The organism is Paenibacillus sp. S150 (assembly GCF_019352175.1).
GTDB lineage: Bacteria > Bacillota > Bacilli > Paenibacillales > Paenibacillaceae > Paenibacillus_AQ.
On the sequence record NZ_JACBYI010000014.1, the window covers coordinates 26,371 to 47,237 of the forward strand.

General features: G+C 54.5%; 19 protein-coding genes and 2 pseudogenes. 12 read left to right on the forward strand and 9 right to left on the reverse strand.

Annotated elements, in window-relative coordinates; genetic code table 11:
- The 6 genes and pseudogenes from HYD27_RS14575 (at position 1) to HYD27_RS14600 (ending at position 7,585) form a co-directional block, all read left to right on the forward strand.
- Positions 1-2,730, forward strand: a complete 2,730-nt coding sequence (locus HYD27_RS14575) for a transglutaminase-like domain-containing protein (protein ID WP_219216306.1) — start codon at positions 1-3, stop codon at positions 2,728-2,730.
- Between the two features lie 107 nt (positions 2,731-2,837).
- Positions 2,838-3,896, forward strand: a complete 1,059-nt coding sequence (locus HYD27_RS14580; protein WP_219216308.1) for a glycoside hydrolase family 18 protein — start codon at positions 2,838-2,840, stop codon at positions 3,894-3,896.
- Positions 3,897-4,918: 1,022 nt separating this feature from the next.
- Complete coding sequence (locus HYD27_RS14585) at positions 4,919-5,368, forward strand: DUF6323 family protein (protein ID WP_219216310.1); 450 nt, start codon at positions 4,919-4,921, stop codon at positions 5,366-5,368.
- 22 nt (positions 5,369-5,390) lie between these two features.
- A pseudogene (locus HYD27_RS14595) lies at positions 5,391-6,151 on the forward strand (DUF6179 domain-containing protein).
- Between the two features lie 237 nt (positions 6,152-6,388).
- Positions 6,389-6,640, forward strand: coding sequence for a hypothetical protein (locus tag HYD27_RS32940; protein ID WP_375373920.1), 252 nt, complete (start codon positions 6,389-6,391; stop codon positions 6,638-6,640).
- 114 nt (positions 6,641-6,754) lie between these two features.
- Positions 6,755-7,585, forward strand: coding sequence for an SDR family NAD(P)-dependent oxidoreductase (locus tag HYD27_RS14600; RefSeq protein ID WP_219216316.1), 831 nt, complete (start codon positions 6,755-6,757; stop codon positions 7,583-7,585).
- A gap of 87 nt (positions 7,586-7,672) precedes the next feature.
- Here HYD27_RS14600 and HYD27_RS14605 read toward each other — a convergent pair whose 3' ends face one another.
- Complete coding sequence (locus HYD27_RS14605; RefSeq protein ID WP_219216318.1) at positions 7,673-8,386, reverse strand: DUF7002 family protein; 714 nt, start codon at positions 8,384-8,386, stop codon at positions 7,673-7,675.
- Between the two features lie 360 nt (positions 8,387-8,746).
- On the opposite strand from HYD27_RS14605, the gene HYD27_RS14610 reads away from it, so the two are divergent.
- Positions 8,747-10,135 carry an FAD-dependent oxidoreductase gene (locus HYD27_RS14610; RefSeq protein ID WP_219216321.1) on the forward strand — a complete coding sequence of 463 codons (1,389 nt, stop codon included), beginning with the start codon at positions 8,747-8,749 and terminating at the stop codon, positions 10,133-10,135.
- Here the strand turns inward: HYD27_RS14610 and HYD27_RS14615 are convergent, their stop codons facing one another.
- The 5 genes from HYD27_RS14615 to HYD27_RS14635 form a co-directional block, all read right to left on the reverse strand.
- Positions 10,136-10,972, reverse strand: coding sequence for a YihY/virulence factor BrkB family protein (locus HYD27_RS14615; RefSeq protein ID WP_219216323.1), 837 nt, complete (start codon positions 10,970-10,972; stop codon positions 10,136-10,138). It abuts the gene before it with no gap.
- A gap of 121 nt (positions 10,973-11,093) precedes the next feature.
- The gene (locus HYD27_RS14620; RefSeq protein WP_219216324.1) at positions 11,094-12,164 is read right to left on the reverse strand and encodes a HAMP domain-containing sensor histidine kinase; all 1,071 of its coding nucleotides are present in this window, start codon (positions 12,162-12,164) and stop codon (positions 11,094-11,096) included.
- A 2-nt stretch (positions 12,165-12,166) separates the two neighbouring features.
- Positions 12,167-12,865 (reverse strand): response regulator transcription factor, encoded by a 699-nt coding sequence (locus HYD27_RS14625; protein ID WP_219216327.1) that lies wholly within the window; start codon positions 12,863-12,865, stop codon positions 12,167-12,169.
- Between the two features lie 192 nt (positions 12,866-13,057).
- Entirely contained in the window at positions 13,058-13,813 is a 756-nt protein-coding gene (locus HYD27_RS14630; RefSeq protein WP_219216329.1) for an ABC transporter permease, read from the reverse strand.
- Positions 13,791-14,729, reverse strand: a complete 939-nt coding sequence (locus tag HYD27_RS14635; protein WP_219216331.1) for an ATP-binding cassette domain-containing protein — start codon at positions 14,727-14,729, stop codon at positions 13,791-13,793. The genes HYD27_RS14630 and HYD27_RS14635 overlap by 23 nt, the downstream gene beginning before the upstream one ends.
- A gap of 281 nt (positions 14,730-15,010) precedes the next feature.
- On the opposite strand from HYD27_RS14635, the gene HYD27_RS14640 reads away from it, so the two are divergent.
- Both HYD27_RS14640 and HYD27_RS14645 read left to right on the forward strand, forming a co-directional pair.
- On the forward strand, positions 15,011-15,940 hold the full coding sequence (locus tag HYD27_RS14640; RefSeq protein ID WP_219216334.1) for a hypothetical protein: 930 nt from the start codon (positions 15,011-15,013) through the stop codon (positions 15,938-15,940).
- 168 nt (positions 15,941-16,108) lie between these two features.
- Entirely contained in the window at positions 16,109-16,843 is a 735-nt protein-coding gene (locus tag HYD27_RS14645; protein WP_219216335.1) for an SDR family oxidoreductase, read from the forward strand.
- Positions 16,844-16,900: 57 nt separating this feature from the next.
- Here the strand turns inward: HYD27_RS14645 and HYD27_RS14650 are convergent, their stop codons facing one another.
- Together HYD27_RS14650 and HYD27_RS14655 are read right to left on the reverse strand one after the other, a co-directional pair.
- On the reverse strand, positions 16,901-17,770 hold the full coding sequence (locus tag HYD27_RS14650) for an SDR family NAD(P)-dependent oxidoreductase (protein ID WP_219216336.1): 870 nt from the start codon (positions 17,768-17,770) through the stop codon (positions 16,901-16,903).
- 155 nt (positions 17,771-17,925) lie between these two features.
- Entirely contained in the window at positions 17,926-18,141 is a 216-nt protein-coding gene (locus HYD27_RS14655) for an HAD family hydrolase (RefSeq protein ID WP_219216472.1), read from the reverse strand.
- A 153-nt stretch (positions 18,142-18,294) separates the two neighbouring features.
- Here HYD27_RS14655 and HYD27_RS14660 point away from each other — a divergent pair, with 153 nt between their 5' ends.
- Positions 18,295-18,765, forward strand: coding sequence for a MerR family transcriptional regulator (locus tag HYD27_RS14660; RefSeq protein WP_219216338.1), 471 nt, complete (start codon positions 18,295-18,297; stop codon positions 18,763-18,765).
- 81 nt (positions 18,766-18,846) lie between these two features.
- On the opposite strand, the gene HYD27_RS14665 is transcribed toward HYD27_RS14660, so the two are convergent.
- Complete coding sequence (locus HYD27_RS14665; protein WP_219216340.1) at positions 18,847-19,290, reverse strand: hypothetical protein; 444 nt, start codon at positions 19,288-19,290, stop codon at positions 18,847-18,849.
- Between the two features lie 352 nt (positions 19,291-19,642).
- Between HYD27_RS14665 and HYD27_RS32415 the strand changes: the two genes are divergently transcribed.
- Together HYD27_RS32415 and HYD27_RS14670 are read left to right on the forward strand one after the other, a co-directional pair.
- Positions 19,643-19,777 carry a hypothetical protein gene (locus tag HYD27_RS32415; protein ID WP_255596456.1) on the forward strand — a complete coding sequence of 45 codons (135 nt, stop codon included), beginning with the start codon at positions 19,643-19,645 and terminating at the stop codon, positions 19,775-19,777.
- 15 nt (positions 19,778-19,792) lie between these two features.
- Positions 19,793-20,803 (forward strand): annotated as a pseudogene (locus HYD27_RS14670) (glycerol dehydrogenase); the annotation flags it as partial.
- Between the last annotated feature and the right edge of the window lie 64 nt (positions 20,804-20,867).

A 20,867-nucleotide genomic window follows, 5' to 3' on the forward strand; every position in this document is an offset into this window, starting at 1 on the left:
ATGTCGATGAAGCAGACGGTTTTTTCGCTCGGCGGCAAGGAGCTGGCCGAAATCAGGCGGAGGTTCGAACGCAAGCGGGAGCTGGCGGGGAGCCGTGCGGAGCGGCTGTTCGGCGTTTTGTCGCAAGAGCTGACGGCCGAGGAGGAGTGGGCGCTCAAATTTCTGTACGCCAGCATGCCGGTATGCGATCTGGCGGACTATGACGGCGGGCTGTTTCTGACCCACGCGCGCCGGGCAATCGCGGGCCGGAAGCAGGTTCCTTGGGGCACGCGCGTTCCGGACGGCTTGTTTCTGCACTACGTGCTCCCGCTGCGGATCAATAATGAAAATCTGGAGGATTACCAGGGCGTCATTTATGGCGAGCTGGCGGAACGGACAGCCGGCCTGTCGATGGCGGATGCCATCCTGGAAGTCAATTACTGGTGCCATGAGAAGGCCACCTATACCGGCAGCGACCTTCGGACGCTGTCGCCGCTCGGGATGATCCGGAGCGCGCGCGGGCGCTGCGGCGAGGAATCGACGCTGGCGGTAGCGGCCTTGCGCAGCATCGGCATCCCCGCCAGGCAATGCTATACGCCGCGCTGGGCGCATTGCGACGACAACCATGCCTGGGTGGAGGCATGGGCGGACGGCAAGTGGCACTATATCGGCGCATGCGAGCCGGAGGCGCGCCTGGACGAAGGCTGGTTCAGCGGTCCCGCCCGGCGGGCGATGCTCGTCCATACGAGAGTCCCGTCCGGCTATGACGGACCCGAGACCGTTACGTTCAGGGACGAATGGCATACCGAAATCAACCTGCTCGATCATTACGCGCCGGTCCGCACGCTGAACGTGCGGGTTGTGGACCAAGAAGGAACGCCTGCCGCGGGCGCCGAGGTGCTGTTCCAGCTTTACAATTACGCCGAGCTTTTTCCCCTTGCCGTCATTCAGGCGGACGCGGAGGGCAAGGTATCCTTCAAGACCGGGTACGGCGAGCTGATCGTCCGCGCCGTGAAAGACGGTGTCTGGGACGAGGCGCCGGTAAGCGCCGGCGGCCAGGACGACATTTCGCTCGTGCTGCGTCAGACCGGACAGCCGGAGGGAGCGGCCGGCTTCAGCATGATTCCGCCGCCGGAGCTTGAAGGGGAAGAGCGCCCGCCGCTTCCGGAGGAACGGCTGGCGGAGCACCGGGACCGCGTGGCTGAAGGCGAGCGGATGCGCAAGGCGTACGAGGGAACCTTCCTCGGCGAAGCGCAGGCGCGGGAGCTTGCCGCAGCCTTGGGGCTCCCGGCGGACCGGGTATGGAAAGTGCTCGGCACAGCCCGGGGCAACGCCCGCGAAGCCGCGGATTTCCTGGCTGAGCATACGCCGGCGCACGGGCTATGGCCGCTGCGGCTGCTGGAAAGCCTGAACCCGAAGGATTTGACCGATACGTTCCGCCCGGTACTGGATGATTATTTGCTGGGCGGCGTCCGTTGGCTGGGCGGGCTGACGGCGGAGAGTCCGGGTCCGCAAGGCGGGGGAACGGCAGACGCGGTAGGGGAAAGCGTAGATCCGGAAGACGGGCTTTTCCGGGCGAAGCGTTATTTGCTCTGTCCGCGCGTTCAATTCGAAATGCTTGCCCCCTACAAGTCCGAATTTCTCTCGGCGTTTACGGCGGACGAAGTTGACGCCTTCCGCAGGGACCCGGCGCAATTGGCGAAGCTCGTCGCCCTGGATTGGAAAATTAGCGGCGAGCGGACGCATATGAAAGGCAAAGCCACACCGGCCGGTACGTTCCGCCTTAAGGCCGGAGACCGCGCCTCCGTGGATATTATGCTGGCCGCCCTGCTGCGGAGCTTCGGCATCGCCGCCAGGCTGCATCCGGGTACCCAGCATCCCCAGTATTGGCATCACGGGCAATGGGCGGACGCGAGGCTGACGGACAGCGGGGGGAATGCGGACGGCGAGGGCAGCAAGGAGCCGCGGCTAGACGCCCCATTGCCGCGGGGAACGCTGCGCCTTGTGCGGAACGGGGAGGCGAACGAAGATGCGCCGGTGCTTTCGTACCGCGAGAATTTCTCGTTCGGCCGCCTGGAGAACGGCGTCTATCAAACGCTGCTGTATCCTTTCGGCGGGAAGGACGTATACGATAAGCCGTTCGAGCTGGAAGCGGGCGATTACCGCCTCATTACGGGTGTCCGGCTGCAGGACGGCACGGTGCTCGGGCGGTTCCATTATTTCCGCATAGAGGCCGGGCGGGAGACGGTGCTCGCCCCGCAATTCCGCAAGCCGGAGCGGAGCATCCCCGTGCTGGGGACGGCGGACGGAGGCAGCGTCCTATGCCGCTGGGACGGGGACGGCGGGGCGGTCAGCCTGCCGGAGCTGGCAGGACGCGCAGGCGCGGTGCTGGCTTGGATCGACCCGCGCCGCGAGCCTTCGCGCCATCTGCTGCGCGAGGCCGGCGGGCTGAAGGCGGAATATGAAGCGGCCGGCCGGCCGCTTCTGCTCGCCGTGCCGGAAGGGCCGGAGAGCGCGGATTTCGACCCCGCCGCTTACCCGGACCTGCCTAAGGGCGCGCTGCTGCTGCGCGACGGGGCGGGCGAGGCACTGCGCCGGATGGCGGAACGCTGCCATCCCGGCGAAGGCGGCTATCCGTATCTGTACGTGCTGGACGGCAGTCTGGCGGTCCGGTACGTTCAGTCCGGCTATAAGCCCGGGAGCGGCAAGGAGGCACTGCAGGTGCTGCAGGCCGTGTGTGCAGGGGAATGACGACGGATGGTTCTCCGGGCGGAACGCCGTACGGGAACAGAGTGCCGTCCGGCGGACACGGCCCGTAATCGCGCATACCAGATTTTTCACGACAGGAGTTGATGTTTATGAACCGGGTCCACAAAACGGTCGGCTACATCGGCGCCAACGATCTTCCCCATTTGACGCGGGAGGATCTGCTGAAGCTGACCCATATCAACATTGCGTTCGGGCATATCAGGGACGGCGAAATCGTCACCGGGCACCTCGCCAATCTGGAGCGCCTTGCGGAGCTCAAGCGGCTGCATCCGGACGTGTCCGTTCTGCTGTCCGTCGGCGGATGGAGCGCCGGTGGTTTCTCGGAAGCGGCGGCGATGGAGGAAGGGAGAAGCGCTATGGCGCGCTCCGCCGTCCGCGCGATCGACGAGCACGGCTTCGACGGCATTGACCTGGACTGGGAGTACCCGTGTTACGGGGAGGCAGGCATTGCCGCAAGCCCCGGCGACCGTTGCAATTTCACTCTGCTGCTGCGTGCGGTCCGGGAAGCGCTGGACGGCAAGGGGGCGGCGGACGGTCGGCATTACATGCTGACGATCGCGGCGGGAGCGGACCAATATTACGTCGACGGAACCGAAATGGAGCAGGCGCAGCGGTATCTGGATTACGTGCAGCTGATGACCTACGACATGCGCGGCGGGTTTCAGGTGCTGACCGGGCATCATACGAATCTGTACACGCCGGCGGGCGATTTGTTCCGGATCAGCACGGACGCTTCGGTGAAGCTGTTCGAGCGGGCGGGCGTACCGAGAGACAAAATCGTCATCGGCGCCGCTTTCTATTCCCGCATGTGGAAGGAAGTTCCCGACGTGCAGGCCGGCCTGCATCAAATGGCGGGCACAAGCGGCGGCTACGGCCCGAATTACACCGAGCTTGCGGCGGATTATATCGGCCGGAACGGCTATACCCGCCATTGGGACGACGAGGCGAAGGCGCCGTATCTCTTCGACGGCAGCACCTTCATTACCTATGACGATGAGCAGTCGATTGCCCACAAGTGCGGTTACGTCATTCGGGAGGGCCTGGCCGGCATCATGTTCTGGGAGTATGGCTGCGACCGGACGCATGCACTGCTGGAGGCAATCCGGGCGGGATTAGCGGCAGGGGCGGGAAGAGCCCGGCGGCTATAAACGCAAAAGCAAGCCGAATCGGAGAGAGCCGAAAGTAAAAGTCAAGGCAATGCGTCAAAAGAAGTTGGCTCAGTAACAAAGTACGGGGCGCGAACCTCGCTAGGGTCCATAACCTGCTGAGCCTGGCGGACCTTATCCTCTACTTTGTGATAAGGAGTAACCCTTCTGCACGCGGTGCAGCTCCCAGCGGGTACGTACATTCGTTATAGAAGTCAACTGCGTAAAACTTGCCGCCCTGAAGATCATGAGGGCAGAGGGGGACAAGCTAAAAACTTGATTGTTGTCAGATTCAGGGTTCGTGCCGCGCTGGCGGTTATATGAGCGAGAACCCGGCTGGCCGGTCCTCAGGCTTCTTGCGGTGAGCTGCACCAGGTTCTAAGTGGAAAAAGCAACACTAATTAAAGCTTTTTCGGGTCCCTTAGCAGCATGAAGTGGAAAAAGTAACACTAATTCGATTAAATCACCCATCAGCCATCGAAATTCCCCAAATCAAGTGTACAAAATCCCGCTAATCCCGTTGTGGCACCGAATCCCGGAGAATTTAGTGGTACAAAATCCACTTGGCATCTCTGGTTAAGAAGGCTGCTGTGGGGCTTCCCCAGTTTAAGTCCTGGGAACGATCCTCGCCTTGGCTCTTAGGCTTGTGGATTTGGCTGACCTTAATCTGGCGGTCATCTTGGTAAATCCCGTACTTTGTGATAGAAGCAGAATGCATAAAGAACAAGCCCGCGCCGTTCATGGCGCGGGCTTGCTTCGATGGAGCGCCCGGCATGGGCGCCATCTCTGGCATATCGGTTAAAAAAATTATTTATTATAGAGAGTGAACTTAAGTTCAGCTTATATAGGCGTTTCTTCTGCAATATGCCGAGGGATGAAATCCTCCGCCATCGCTGCGCTCATAAACATCAGCGTTCCGAGTGTAGATAAAAAAGTCAACGGTTTGTTTCATCCTTTTTGGGGGATTGATGGCTGGGGGAGAGCGGTGCACCTTAATTATTAAGTCGGCAAAGGAGGATAAGCGCATGTATTTGTCCCGCATCTTCAACTCCTTGAATGTGTCTATGCAGGAAAAGTATATGACCGAATTACTGGAATTGAACGGGAAGACCAAAGAATACGGCCTGGTGCTGACCCCGCAGGAGATTGAACTGATGATGGCAGCGAGAAAACGGGTGCTTTACAGCTATGGGCGGGTGGAGCTCAGCATCGAGGCGACCAAGGAGCTCATCGATGTATTCTCGGAATCCCCGTTCATCCGGCAGGAAAATTATGCAGATACCCTGAATGAGCTGCATGAGATTTTTTACTGTTTGAAAAATGATACAGAAGACCGAATCAGCGACACGCAGCTTCTTCACAGGATGAAGAAGGTATTCGAGGAAGATTGCGGGGGCTCGCTCGATTTGTTGAAGAGCAGGCTTGAAGAGTATGCTGAAGGGTTTCGATGCCCACAATACGATGGCGAGCATTGATTACCCGCTGGCTATTGATGATATGCGGCTTCAGGGTGTTTTTTATATCAGGCAGTATTTGGAACGGCTTAAGATGGAGACCGGGTTTTGCGCTCTGTTCGACCCGCAGGAGCTTTTGAAATTCGCTACGGAAGGGAGTGCAGATTCAACTACCAGATTGAACTGTTCAATATTTATGAGCTGGTGCTGAATAATGCGATTTTCTCGATTCTGGCAGGGGGGAATGCCAGAGATATCAGGATTTCCGAGAGCCAATACAACCGGTTGGAGCAGCGATTCTTAGGCCTTGCTGAAGTACAGATCAGGCCTGTCATAGCAGCTGCGATAGAAAGGCTTCAGCAAGAATTATCCATCTGTTCGAATCTGAAGGAATATATGGACGGGTGCCGGGAAGAGCTGGTTAGCCGGGTGGCAAATGCTGCACAGCACAACAGCTTACGGTCAGTCATCATTACAGGCAGAGAGGAGGGAACGAAGTCCGTTGTCATTTACTTTAGTGAAGAGGACAGAATGAGCGATGTTGAATTAAGAAGACGTCTGCAAGAAATCACGGCATGTGATCGTAAGGAGGTTAAGGTCAAGCTGATCTTGTCAAGCTTTCGTTCCTTTCATGACTTTCTCGATATGCTTGAATCAGACTCCTTGTACGGGGATGAGTATGATGCCCTTTTCAATGCTTTTGGTGATGTGGGGCTGGCTATCCGGAGAGCGGGAACAGCCGGAAAGGAGGGGGGACTGTGTAGCCGGGAGATTACAATTATATATTTGACTTTAAATGAATGATCATTTATTATATGCCCATGAGACAACGAGACGGTCAAAAAGAAGAAGCCATCTATGTGGCTACCATACAATTGCTGAACGAAATCGGGTTCGCGGATATATCCGTATCCAAGATTGCCAGGCGCGCGGATGCCCGGCGGCCTGGACCCGGGGCTTTCCTGTCCGCAGCCGGCTGGAATCGGTCATTCGGAGCTATGTGGCTGTCGTGCTTGCCCATAAGGATTATTTCTGGAGCAGATTACGAATTCGCCGCTGCCGGACAAATGGTGCCTGGATGAGAGCAGTGCGCTGTTCCAGCCTCTTAATGATCTGTTCGAGGAAGGCCAGAAACAGAAGCTGTCCAAGCAGGCTGGCGTGGGATTGCTGATTACTTATTGCATGTATCCGGTGATGCGGCTGGTCAAGGAGCGTTTCAAGGGTGAAACGCAGATCGATGGGAGCCCGCTGAAGATCATGCTGCAAATGAGCTGGGATGCTGTCAAAGCATAGAGCAGCCCTTTGCTTTTGAATATTAATAAATGAACGATCATTTAATTAAGGGGGGGTGAGGCTTAGCGTAACTGCCTGCTGCAAGAACACTAAAACACAAAGGAGAATAAAACTATGACAGCACAAAAAGTATGGTTTATTACAGGAAGCTCCCGCGGCCTGGGCCGCAGCATGGCTGAAGCTGTGCTTAAGAAGGGTGACCTGCTTGTTGCAACTGCGCGCAAGCCGGAAGCTTTGTCTGATCTGGTTGAACAATATGGAGAGCAAATCTGCCCGATAGCGCTGGATGTGACCAATGAGGCGGCTGTATTCACTGCGGTGCGGAAGGCGGCTGAAGTTTTTGGCAGACTGGATGTAGTGGTGAACAACGCCGGCTACGGTGATGTGTCCTCTATTGAAGATGTGAGCCTGAAGGATTTCCGCGCTCAAATCGATACGAACTTCTATGGCGTAGTTTATGTAACCCAGGCCGCATTGCCAATTCTGCGGAAGCAGGGTGCAGGGCATATTATTCAAATTTCATCTGTAGGCGGACGGATTGGCTCAGCCGGACTCTCGGCTTATCAGAGCGCAAAGTGGGCGGTCGGCGGCTTCTCGGAGGTATTGGCCCAGGAGACGGCTCCCTTCGGAATTAAGGTTACTGTTATTGAGCCGGGCGGCATGCGCACAGACTGGGCTGGATCTTCAATGACCATCCCCCCGGTCACAGAGCCTTATGAGCAGACTATCGGCAGCTTTGTAAGCATGCTCCGGGAGCACAGCGGGCAGGAACCAGGCGATCCGGACCGGGTGGCAAATGTTGTGCTTGAGGTTGCCGGGCTTGAAGAGCCTCCGCTGCGGCTATTGATCGGAAATGACGCGGTTCATTATGCAGGTCTGGCGATGCAGGCACGAGCCGAATCCGACGCCAAATGGCGGCATCTGAGCGAAGCGGTCAATCTATGATTCTGCCGAGTAACCGGGCGGCTGGATGATCATTGCTCCGGAATTTTGATGCTCCAGGATTCCGGAGCTTTTTTCCATTCAGGACAGTCAACGCTTGTCAGGAGCGCTCAGAGGACGAGCCTGCGGCCAAACCAGCGGTTCACAGATGGCGCTCCATGCTCCAGGCGCCAGCCGCGGATCAGAACAGTACATAGCCTGCAGATAGCGGCTTAACGGGGTAAGCTTATATTCCACCAGCACTTCCTTGATCTGGGAGGGCTTGTCCGGTACCGCAGGACGCTTCTCTGTCATGAATTGTCCGATAGGCAGCAGCATGCCACAGCTCTTGCGGTAGGACATCCGGTGCGGATAACGGGGAGAGCTCCCGGAATCATATTTGGACAGACGGATATGGTCAAAGTGATCCGTTAGAAGCGAATATGCGTCTAACTTCAGAATGGCAAAGGCTTCACCCGGCTCCCGGCGGGAGTACACAGCGGCCATTGTCATACAGTCACGTTCGGCCGGCCACAGGAAGACATGGCGGTCCAGGCAGGCCCGGAACTGTTCAGCCGTTGTACCTGCTTCCATGGCTTCCGGGGCGATGCGGAGATGGGCGTTAAGTACAGCAGGCTGGCCGTTATAGATTGCCGCACGGGTTGCAGTGCGGCGTATCCCATTGGCGTATTCCGGGCAGAGCAGCGCGGAGGCGAAAATACCGTCCAGGGCGGCCATACTCTGGAGGTTCCCCGCTCGGGTGAAGTGGTACAGTGAGGCTCTGAGCGGGCTTTTGGTGATGGCAGCAATAACTGATTTGTCCATGGTTGTATTTTATCCTTTTCGGTAAGCTGAACTTTTGCTGTTTTTAAAAGCTTATTGGAGACGGGCTAAGGATACTTTACCACATGTGACTGATGAACAGTTCGCAGACGGATATCCATTTTATGGGTTTTATATAAATAAAGGGGTCTTCCTTTTTTGACGGTCCTGCTGCATTTTGCAGTGCCATCAGTCATATATAGTTTAAATGCCGCAGCGGGCCGGCAAACAGCCTGAAATATCTTGGTTTTTGTCCATTATTTGTACTGAAGGCAGGAGAATTTCTTTATTTGTAGAAATTTTTGTAAACGGTGTTCGGAGAGAGCGCTTTATTGCGAATAAATCTCTTGGGAGGGAAAGCGCATGAGCAGCTACAAGATGCGGAGCAATGAAATTCCGCTCCAGGATTCCTGGGATGTTATTGTCGTGGGTGGAGGTCCCGCCGGATGCGCTGCCGCAGCGGCGGCAGCGCGGGAAGGAGCAAGGACACTGCTGGTTGAAGCCACAGGCAGCCTGGGCGGGATGGGAACCTCGGGACTTGTTCCGGCGTGGTGCCCGTTCTCAGATATGGAGACCATTATCTACAGAGGACTGGCCATGAAGGTGTTCGAGTCATTGAAGGCGCAGATGCCGCATGTCGGCAAGGACGCTGTGGACTGGGTGCCCATCGAGCCGGAAAAGCTGAAGGTAATTTATGATGAGCTGGTTCAGGAGGCGGGCGTTACCGTCCAGTTCATGACGCAGCTTGGAGCGGTGGATACGGATGAGAACGGCCGGGTAGCAGCGCTGATCACAGCCAGCAAAAGCGGTCTCCAGGCCCTGCAGGCCAAGGTGTATATCGATTGTACGGGTGATGCCGATGTCGCCGCATGGGCAGGGGCGGAATATCTGAAGGGCGATGTGGAAACCGGCGGGCTGATGCCGGCCACGCACTGCTTCACCTTGGGCAATGTGGATGAGCATGCCTATCTTCACGGCCCGCTGCTGCATAGCAGCAACAAAACCAGCCCGATCTATGACATTCTCGGCTCCGGCCGTTATCCGCTGATTCCCGATGCGCATATCTGCAACAATATCACCGCCCCCAGAACGGTAGGCTTCAACGCCGGACATTTGTGGGAGGTGGACAACACGGATGTCTTGTCCATATCGGAGGCACTGATGCAGGGCCGGAAGCTGGCTGCAGCCTACAGGGACGCGCTTGCCGAATTCCAGCCCGCTTCCTTCGGCAACTCGTATGTAGCCAATACGGGGTCTTTGATGGGTGTGCGGGAGACAAGGCGAATCACCGGCGATTATGTGCTTAGCGTAGAGGATTATGTGGACCGCCGCAGCTTTGAGGATGAAATCTGCCGCAACAGCTATTTCATTGATATTCATGGAACGGAGAAGGAAGAGAAGCAGGCTGGAGGCAAGCAGGAAGTGATCAGGCGTTATGGTCCGGGGGAATCCCATGGCATTCCCTACCGCTGCCTGACTCCCCGTTTGCTGAAAAATGTGCTGGTTGCCGGACGCTCCATTTCCTGCGCGCGCGAAGTGCAGGGCAGTGTCAGGGTCATGCCTGTCTGTCTGGCAATGGGGGAAGCCGCAGGCATTGCCGCAGCAATGGCTGCCCTGCTTCCGGAGCCGGATGTCCACGCCGTGGACACTTCAGCCCTGCGCAGCCGTCTGCGGGAGGAGGGCGCCTATCTCCCGGCAACGGAAGCGGAGCAAGCAAAGGGAGAGGGCGGCAGCGGCGTGCTCTCCCATTAATCAGCGCTTCAACGAACGCTTCATGAGGATGGCGTTGATCTCGCCGCCGGCCAGGATAATAATGGAGCTGATGTACAGCCAGATCAGCAGCACCGTGACCCCGCCGAGACTGCCGTAGGTTTCGGTGAAGTTACTGAACTGGTTGACATAGACGGAGAAGAGTACGGAGGTTATGATCCAGCCGATGGTTGCAAACATCGCGCCGGGCATAACCTCTTTTAGCGTGAGTCTGCGGCTGGGAGCAATCCAGTAGAGCAGCGTGAAGACGATGAACAGGACGAACAGCGGGATGGCATACTGCAGCAAATCCCAGATTTTCTGGAAGCCGTAGGGCAGATCGACCAGCAGGAAGACCTGTGTCTTCAGCCAGGTGCCAAGCACCAGCAGCAGAATGCTGAGCAGCACTACAAACCCGATGAACAGTGTCGCCAGGAAGGCAATGCCGCGGATCTTCCAGAATACTCTGTTCTCCTCGATATCATAGGCACGGTTAAGGCCTTTGATAATGGCATTGATTCCCTTGGAGGCGGCCCATAAGGTAGCCAGCATCCCGAAGGACAGCAGGGCCTGGCTGCGGCCATCCGAAACATCCTTCAGAATTTCCTCGATAATGGAAATAGCCTCTGCAGGCATAATCTGCTCCAGATCACGGATTTTATCCTCCACGGAAATATGGGCATAGCCGATCAAAGTCATAATGAAAATCAGAAAAGGGAATAAGGACAGGATCAGATAGTAGGTAAGCTGTGCGCTGATGCCCTGCACGTCATCAAGCTTAATTTTTTGGAACAGCTGTTTGGAAAAAGAAAACAATCTTCCGGCGGCAGTCTTTTTCATAATTCCCTCCTCCATTTATCCTATAGTATGCTCATCCCAATTATTTAACTCAACTTTGCAGTTTGAAATCAGAAATGAGACAGACAAGTGGAAACGGAGAGCAGGATGAAACCGGCAGAGTCTAGTCATAGAGCGGCAACGAAAAGAAAAACACATTTCCGGCATCTGGGAAGGCGCGGACTCCGATTTCCCCGCCATGCGCTTCAACAATGTATTTGCAGATCGCAAGGCCGAGTCCGGCTCCCCCCGCCTGGCTGGAACGTGATTTATCCCCGCGGTAGAACCGCTCAAAGAGGTGAGGCAATTGTTCAGGGGCAATCTCTGTGCCGGTATCTCTCACAGCCACTTCCAGGCGTTTCCCGGTATTGGAAGCTGTAATGGTAATATGTGCCCCCTCTCCTGCATATTTTGCGGCATTGCCGACCAAGTTATCGAATACCTGCGTGAGCCGTACCGGATCTGCCCTTACCATCCCGTGCGGAAAAGGGCGCACCACAGTCAGACTTGCGGTGCCCTCGGCGAATTCATCCTCCAGCGGCCTCACGATAGACTCCAGCAGCGTGGCGCATTCGTTCTCTTCGCAGTTCATTTGCAATTGTCCCGTCTCCAGCTCCGAGAACCGGAACAAATCCTCAATCAGCTCGTCCAGCTTATCCGTCTTGTCCCGGATGATCGATAAATAACGGTCGAACTTGATCTTATCTTGGGCAACGCCGTCCTGTAATCCCTCTACGTATCCTCTGATGGAGGCAAGGGGCGTCCGCAGATCATGGGAAATGCCGGCAATGAGTTCATTGCGCGCTTGTTCATATGCCTCCTGGTTTATTTTTGATTCCAATAAGCGGGTTCTCATCAGCTCGAACACAGCGCTGAATCTGCCCAGCTCGTCATTCGACCGGTAACTGATTGGGCAGTCCATATTGCCTTCAACAATATTCTCAGCCGCAAGCGTAAGCTCCTTCAGCGGCCTTAAAATTTGTCTCGTAATCACCCGGGTCATCCAAATCGTACAGAGAATCAAAGGGAGCGCCACCATAATGACAACGGCTAATATTCCCTGATCGGCTTCATTTGCCGGAGAGCTGCTATTGGAACCGATACTGATGGCTGCAAAAGGGATGAGGAGCAAGGGAAGCAGGATGATGATAAGCATCGAAGCCGCCATTTTAAAGCGGAGCCCCGGTTTCTTCATTTTTACAGCCCCCCATAAAATTTGTAGCCTATCCCTCGTACGGTAAGAATATATTGCGGTCTGGCCGGATCAAGCTCGACCTTTTCCCGTATTTTTTTGACATGCACGGTTACCGTGTTGAGATCCCCGTATTCGTTGTTTCCCCAGGCGTTGTCAAATATCTGCCCGCGGGTAAACACCTGATTGGGATGTACGGCGAGAAATCGAAGCACCTCGAATTCCTTCGCAGAGAAGTGGACAGTCTTGTTCCGTACCCGTACCTCATAGGCTTTAAGATCAAGCTCCAAACCCGGATACACAATCAGATTAGGCTGCTTTGCAGGTGTGGCCAACCCGTGAAAACGCCTTAATTGCGCCTTTACCCTAGCCACAATCTCGCTTGGACTAAAGGGCTTCACCACATAATCGTCCGCCCCCAGACCAAGACCCAGAATTTTGTCGGAATCTCTTTTTTTCGCGCTGAGCATGATGACGGGAACGTCGGACTCCGCGCGTATGCTGCGGCACACCTCCATGCCATCAAGCTTTGGAAGCATAATATCAAGGATAACCAACTGCGGATGAAACTGTCTGAAATTCTGAAGTGCCTCTTCGCCGTCGTGGCTGATAATGACCTCATAACGTTCAATTTCCAGGTAATCCTTAAGCAGTTCAGCAATTTCCTGCTCATCTTCGACAATCATAATGCGTTCGCTGGCCATTGTATGGTTACACCCGTTTTTTGTAGGATATCGTTCTTGCTCTAATCATATATGATTTGAATATCCCGGTAAATCCGGTTACTGAAACTTAATGCCAACCATGGATAACAGAATTAATACTGCGCCTGCAATTCCAATCACAGCATAGAGAATCCGTTTTTTCATTGTTATCTGCTCCCTGAGCTCAATTTATTATCTAATTTCCATTTTGCCAAAAGTCATCATGCCCACCCAGACGAACAGGAGAATGGTTGCAGCCGGTATAAAGATCAAAAGTATAAGCTGATAAGCGGTTGGTTCATGGGAGGCGATTTCCAGAAACAGCTTAAACACGGAATGCTCATACAGAAATTTATAAAAAGCCCATTTCCCGCTGAGCCATTGTGAAGCCGTATCGAAAAAAAGCATCACCAGGAGCACCGCACCAACCGTTACACCGCTTACGGTTGTTGAGATTGCGAACACCGCAACAATAGAAGCAAACGCGGCTGCGTAAAGCACCGTTAAGGCGAGTGTGCGGAACAAATATTTGACGGGATGAATGTCCTGGAGAGTGCCAAAGCCATTCAGCAGACTGCCTGCTGCGGTGCATATCACAGGGACGACCAGGGACAAAAAAATAATTCCCATGGAATAGGCGGTCAGCTTGGCGGCATAAATCTGCTTGCGGCTGTACCCGGAAGCGGCGGTGATTTTCATGATTCCCAGCCCATGCTCACCTGAGAGAAAGAAGCCCCCGACAATAGCCAGAGCAATTTTAAGAACAAGCACATTTACTTGTACACCGTAGCCGAGTCCTGCAATACCGCTGAAAATTTTATGATTGGAGCTCATATAATAGAGAGCTGCCGACAAGAGGATGCCTACAGCCGTTAAGGTGAAGCACAACGTCCGGAACGAGGGGTCCCTCTGCAATTTGTATAGCTCAGATCGTAACAGATTGGTCATTGGCTGCCCCTCCGACCAGACTGGTATAGAACTTTTCCAGCTTTTCACCCTTAGGCATGAATTGCTGGACTTCAAGACCTGCTGCAAACAGCGTGGCAGAGATTTCGCCGGGAGCACCATAGGGTTCATACAGGCGGATGACACCACCGGCATCCAATTCGTATTCGTTTGCCGGCCAGTTTTCATTTATAATGGCAACTGCCTTTTCAGGGGAGTTCACCTTAATATGAAGGTATTGCCTGCACTTGTCCTGAAGCTCATGAACTGACAGCTGCTCCAGCATACGCCCGTTGTGAATAATGCCGTAATCCGTTGCCAGCAAATGCAGCTCGCTAAGAATATGGCTTGATATAAGAATGCTAATCCCCTTCTCCCGGTTTAAATGAAGCAATAATTCCCTCAATTCAACAACCCCCACCGGGTCCAGCCCGTTTGCTGGCTCGTCAAGAATGAGCAGCTCGGGGCTGCCCAGCAGCGAGATGGCAAGGCCCAGCCGCTGTTTCATGCCGAGTGAGAAACTGGCCGCCAATTTTTTGCCCGCTGATGCAAGTCCCACCAACGATAAGGTTTGACGGATTCGTGTTGTATCGCTGATCCCTTTTTGCAGCCGGAATACCTCCAGGTTTTCTCCGGCAGTCATATGCGGGAAAAGGGCCGGTGACTCTATGGTCGTGCCAACGCGCCTTCTCGCCTGTACCAGCTTGGAGCCTTCTCCAAATCCGAACAACTCAATTCTTCCCGAGGTTGGCTTGGCTAATCCTGCCGCTATCCGCATAAGAGTAGATTTACCCGCGCCGTTTTGACCGATAAAACCATAGATGCTGCCTCTTCGTATCGTCAGATCGACATGATCCAGGGCAGGATGCTGCTTGTAATGCTTGGACAATTGGTGTGCTTGGAGCACATAATCGCTCATGCGTTTTTCACTCCTTCATGCAATTCTATGATCCTTTTCTTCTCTCTGGTTCTCATTATAACGGGGCATTATGAACGTTCACTCCCAGAAGGATGAACAGGCCATAAAAGCTTCATTAACGTTTGATAAACTTTGAACAGCAGCCTGCTTCGCTTGGAAGAACAGAAAAACCCTCCCGGTAATGATGGATATCATTGCGTTGTTGAGAAGAGTCAGGTTTAAATACTGGCAGGTGCAGATAATGTGCAGGCAGAAGCAGACTGGGCAGAAGGAGAATGTGAATGAAATTGCCGGAGCAGGATTTCAAAGGGATAAGAAGGTGGGTTTACCGCAATGCGCGGCCGGTTGACCTGGCACGATGGAAGGTTCACTTTGAAGGGGGGCCGGTTTCCGCTGTATTGGAAGCACTGGCCGCGTATCAAAATGAGGATGGCGGGTTCGGGCATGCGCTGGAGGCGGATTCGTGGAACCCTTGCTCTGCGCCGGTTCAGACAGCCAATGCGGTGGAGAAGCTGCTGGAGATTCATTTTGAGGACGGATCACATTCTGTGGTTCAAGGCATTCTGACGTATTTGGACAGTGGAGCAGAGATGGAGGGGGACACGTGGCGTAATGTTGTGGAATCGAACAATGATTATCCCCATGCACCCTGGTGGCATACAAGCTCCGGCAGCACTGCGCGCAGCCTGTTCAATCCAACGGGGGTTCTCGCCGGTTTTATTCTGAAGTATGCCGACAGAAAGAGCAGACTCTATGAACGGGGGCTGAAGATTGCCACGGAGCTGAGCAGGATCTTCCTGAAGCATCCGGGCATTGAGATGCATCCGCTGAAATGTGTAATTACGCTGCTGGAGTGTATCGAAGAGGCGGGCTTGCAGGAGCAGTTTCCCTATATGCAGCTTCAGGAAGCCGCTGCCGGACAAATTACAGTGCTGATAGAGCGGGAAGCGGGGACTTGGGACAGCTACAGCTGCAGACCGTCTGTATTCATTAAATCGCCGCAAAGTCCGGGTTATGCCGGCAATGCCGCATTGCTTCAGGAGGAGCTGGATTATCTTCTGAAATCAAGAAATGAGCAGGGCATCTGGAGTTTGGCCTGGAGCTGGGGAGCCTATGAGCAGGAGTTCGCGGTCAGCGAAAACTGGTGGAAGACAAATGTGGTTATTGGAAATCTGCTGCTGCTGCGTTCTTTTGGCCGTTTGGAGAAGTAGCTGCAGCAGCAGTTTTGGAGGAATAGGCAAGGATCGGCGAATAACCGGCTACCGGCACCCGTCCCGTATGCTGCACAATGAAGGAGTCCCCTTTTGAGATTGAATGTGCTATGGCTCATAACCGGCGGACAAAGAACAGAATTCACAAAGTCTAAAGGAGAGAGACAAATGACGGGTACTCAGGAAAAGGTAATTCTCATCACAGGTGCAAGCAGCGGAATCGGAGAGGCGGCGGCCCGGCTGCTGGCCGGGCAGGGGGCGGCGGTGGTGCTGGGCGCCCGGCGTACAGACCGTTTGGAGCAGCTGGTCTCTGCAATACGGGCAGAAGGCGGCAGAGCAGATTACATGGCGCTTGATGTCACCAAGCGTGAGCAGCTGGATAGTTTTGTTGATTTTGCACTGGCCAAATACGGCCGGGTGGATGTCATCGTCAACAATGCCGGAGTGATGCCGCTGTCGAAGCTGGAAGCATTGAAGGTGGACGAGTGGGACCATATGATCGATGTGAATATCCGTGGTGTTCTGCATGGAATCGCGGCAGGAATCCCGGTGATGAAAAAGCAGGGCTTCGGCCACTTTGTCAACATTGCTTCCATTGGAGCCTACTCGGTAACGCCGACCGCGGCGGTATATTGCGCGACCAAATATGCCGTCTGGGCGATCTCGGAAGGGCTGCGCCAGGAGAGCGAGGACAGTATCCGGGTAACCGTGGTTTCGCCCGGAGTCACTGAATCCGAGCTGGCCGGCAGTATCTCCGATGAGGGCGCCCGCCAGGCGATGAAGGAATACCGCCGGATTTCGATTCCGCCGGAGTCCATTGCCCGGGCGATTCTGTATGCGGTAGAACAGCCGGAGGATGTGGACGTCAATGAAATCGTCGTCAGACCGGCCGGACAGCGTTAATCCGGCAAGGGCCGCAGGTGAATGGACAAGTGCGTAAATGTGTCTTACTCGCCGCCTCTATGAGGAATACGGGCTGGCGGCTGCGGCAAATTCCTGTTCGTATATGGCCTTCACCTTGGCCAGAACCTTGGAGCCGTGTTCTGTGAACTTCAGCCCGGTTGCCTGATCCTTGAGCAGGAAGACGCCGGGCTGCCTGCTGTGCTGTCCCAGAGCTGCACTGTACAGCAATCCCGCACCATGGCTCGGGTGGGGGAAGAACAGCTTCATGATCGGCTTCAGCCAGAAAGGCAATCCCGAGTCCTTGCCGCTGCGCAGCGTGTTATTTGCTCCCGGGTCTGCGCTGCGCATCATAATCCCTTCCTCAGCCAGCTGCGGTGCAAGCTCCCGGGTCCAGAGTGAGAGGGCCAGCTTGGAGGCGGCATACGGACCGAGCAGCTTTTTAAATTTGGTGGGATGCTCCAGGGTGTCCGGGTTTAAATGCCTCACGGTCATGATGGCATTGGAGGATGTATTGACTACAGTCTTCAGCTGTCCCTTCCGGAGCAGCCCCTTAAGCTCCATGGTGATGATATACGGAACTACGGTCTGCAGTTCGAAATGCATTTCCCGTCCCTGTTTGGAGTAGAGCAGCTCAGGGAAGCTGCCGCCTGCATTGTTGAACAGCAGATCGACCTGCTGCTCCTGCGATTTAATCTCATCCAGGGCGTGTTTCAGCGCGGTGAAATCACTGAGGTCCGCTCGGTAGATCCGCAGCTGCTTGCTTTTCACAGCCCCGCTGATCAATGAATCGTCACCGGAAAAGTTAGAGCGGATCAAAGCGATAATCTGCCAGCCTTCAGCCAGCATTTTGCGGGCCAATTCAAGTCCGATCCCATTGTTAGCCCCTGTAATAAGCGCAGTTCCGCGGTATTGTTGTTCTATAGTCATCTGTCATTTCTCCTTTTGAGTTGAGCCGCAGGCTGGCGTGAATTTGCAGTTGCATGCCTGCGGTGATTGCGCTCAGTGTATAACTTGGAGTCGACTCCAAGTCAAGAGGAGGATTTTGAATGGTTTAAAACATAATCAGGCTACATCCAAACTGCTCAGACGGACAAAGCGAAACGTTCAATACAGTTCTTCAATCCTTCGTGATCATGGGCTGATGTGACCACATCCGCTTGAAGCTTCACTTCCTCAGGCGCATTTCCCATGGCAACCCCCAGCCCGGCATACTGGATCATGTCGATATCATTGTAATTATCACCGACTGCCATCACTTCCCGGCGGCTGAGCTTCAGCACTTTTTCCAGCTTGCGGATTGCATTTGCTTAAAAATAAGACTTATTAAAGTCAGGCTAAAATCAAAGTGCGGCTAAAATTAAAGTGAGGCATAAACTAAAGTTGACTTGGAGCTGACTCCAAGTTATACAATGAATGCACAACGTGTAAAATAATCCGCAAGAGGTGATCCCATGATCGAAGCTGGAGCAAACGCCGGCGTTGATGTTGTGCAAGGCTATTCCATTAAGCAAACCTCCGAATTGACGGGAATCACGGAGGATACTATCCGGTATTACGAAAAGATTGGGCTGCTGCCCCGGGCGCGGCGCAAGGACAACAGCCACCGTGTCTACAGCGATGACGATATTGAGACCATGAAGCTGATCACCTGCCTCAAAAAAACCGGGATGTCGCTGGATGACATGCGTCCTTATCTGGATCTGTCGCTGGACTCCAATCTGTCCGAATACCCGGAGCTGCATGAGATGATCCTGAACCATAAGCAGAAAATTCTGGATCAGATTGCTTCACTGCAGCAAATTGTAGACCTGATCGACAGTAAAATCAGCCATAATGCCCTGGGACCGCAGGAATGTGAGCTGACCGTTGAGCAGAAGAAAAAGATGCCTGTGCGCCGGACTATCAGCCGGACTATCAAATGATTATCCAGCTCTCACCTTTGGGTTGGTGCTTTTTTCAAAAGATCAGAATTTATATGTATTGGGGGAAGCGAAGCTTATCCGTTATTTCACGGCTGCGCTGTAGTATGAAAGAATGGATCGGGACTTCGGCCAAAACTGCGCTATTGCGTTGGCCGCAGCGGGCAGGCAGAGGGAATCAGAGGCAGAAGTGCCTTTGATTTCGCCCGAAGGCGGCTGGACGGTGAAATCAGAGGCAGAAGTGCCTTTGAATTCGCCCGAAGGCGGCTGGACGGTGAAATCAGAGGCAGAAGTGCCTTTGAATTCGCCCGAAGGCGGCTGGACGGAGGAATCAGAGGCAGAAGTGCCTTTGAATTCGCCCGAAGCCGGCTGGACGGTGGAATCAGAGGCAGAAGTGCCTTTGAATTCGCCCGAAGCCGGCTGGACGGTGAAATCAGAGGCAGAAGTGCCTTTGATTTCGCCCGAAGCCGGCTGGACGGTGAAATCAGCGCGAAATGATTCTTCTCCTCCCCACTGAAATGGCAGCATTCTTATATAGGACGCCGATAGGCGTCTTTCTTGTAAGATAAGAATTTATCCTGAATTTCGAAAGTGAATTGAACCCATCCAGATCGGACAAGGGATAAACCCTCTTTTTCCTTCACCCACTGGGTGCAGGCTGTTTTTAGCAGGAAATCCCTTCGTGTAGAGCTTTTTAGGTGATTTGTGGATACTTACTTTCGAAATTCAGGTTTATATGTTTTGGGGTCCCCGCAAAGTACCTGAGTCATCATCGAAGCCAAGGCCCCACTTTGTGGGGTTATTTTGCAAGCAGAATCCGGGCAGTATCCCTAAAATGAAAGAAATTGGTAAACATATGCTTCCGGGCGCAGCAGCGTATATGAACTTAGCTTGGGAAGCCCCGGCCTACAAAACGATTTGGGAGGAATTCCGCATGATGCAAATGATCTGTTCTCCATCGAAGTATATTCAGGGGGGCGGCGAAATCTCGAAGCTGGGGCTGTATTGCTCGTAGCTCGGTGCGAAGGAGGCCTATGCTGTCGTAGATCCTTATATCCTTTCTGTATATGGGCAGCAGATTGCAGACAGCTTTGAGCGTGAGGGCCTGCAAGCGAGGCTGTATGAATTCAAGGGAGAATGTTCATTCCGGCAGGTGCAGCAGATTGTTGCCGAATTTGGTGCGGGCGGCAGCATAGATGCAGTTGTGGGGATTGGCGGCGGCAAAGCGCTGGATACAGCTAAGGCCGCCAGCCATTTTGCAGGCCTGCCGCTGGTTCTCGTTCCAACCGTTGCTTCCACCGATGCACCTTGCAGCGCGCTGTCGGTGCTATATACAGATGAGGGCATCTTGGACCGCTACCTTCCGCTGCGGCGCAGCCCGGATGTAGTGATTGCCGATGTGGATATCATCGCCAAGGCTCCCCCCAGACTTCTGGCTGCCGGGATGGGGGATGCCCTGTCCACCTATTATGAAGCCAGGGCCTGCCGACGCTCCGGCGCGGTCACCCAGGCCGGTGGCAGCAGCTCTATCGCCGCCTTCGCCCTAGCCAAGGCTTGCCGTGATACGCTGCTTGCCTTTGGAGAAGAAGCGCTTCGGGATTGCCGGGCAGGCCATGGCTCGGAAGCCGTGGGGCGGATTATCGAAGCCAATATTTATCTCAGCGGCATCGGCTTCGAGAGCGGCGGGCTGGCTGCGGCCCATGCGATCCATAACGGATTTACGCTGCTGGAGGAATACCGCCCTATGCTGCACGGGGAGAAGGTCGCGTTCGCTACGCTTGCGCAGCTGATGCTTGAGCAGGCACCGGAAGAAGAGATCGGAGAGGTGGCCGCCTTCTGCCGGATGGCCGGACTGCCGGTAACCTTGAGCCAGCTGGGGCTTGCGGCTGCCCAGGAGGAGCGGCTTATGATTGCCGCCGAAGCCAGCTGTGCGGAGGACAATCCAATGGGGAATATGCCGTTTGCTGTTTCTCCCCGGCAGGTGCTGGCTGCTGTTCTGGCTGCTGACCGGCGCGGACAGCAGGCGTCCGGCTATTGTTAATAATTGCGCTGCCGGGCTGTACATATTTAGCCTCTGAGTTCCAAACAATGAGATCATTAGTTGC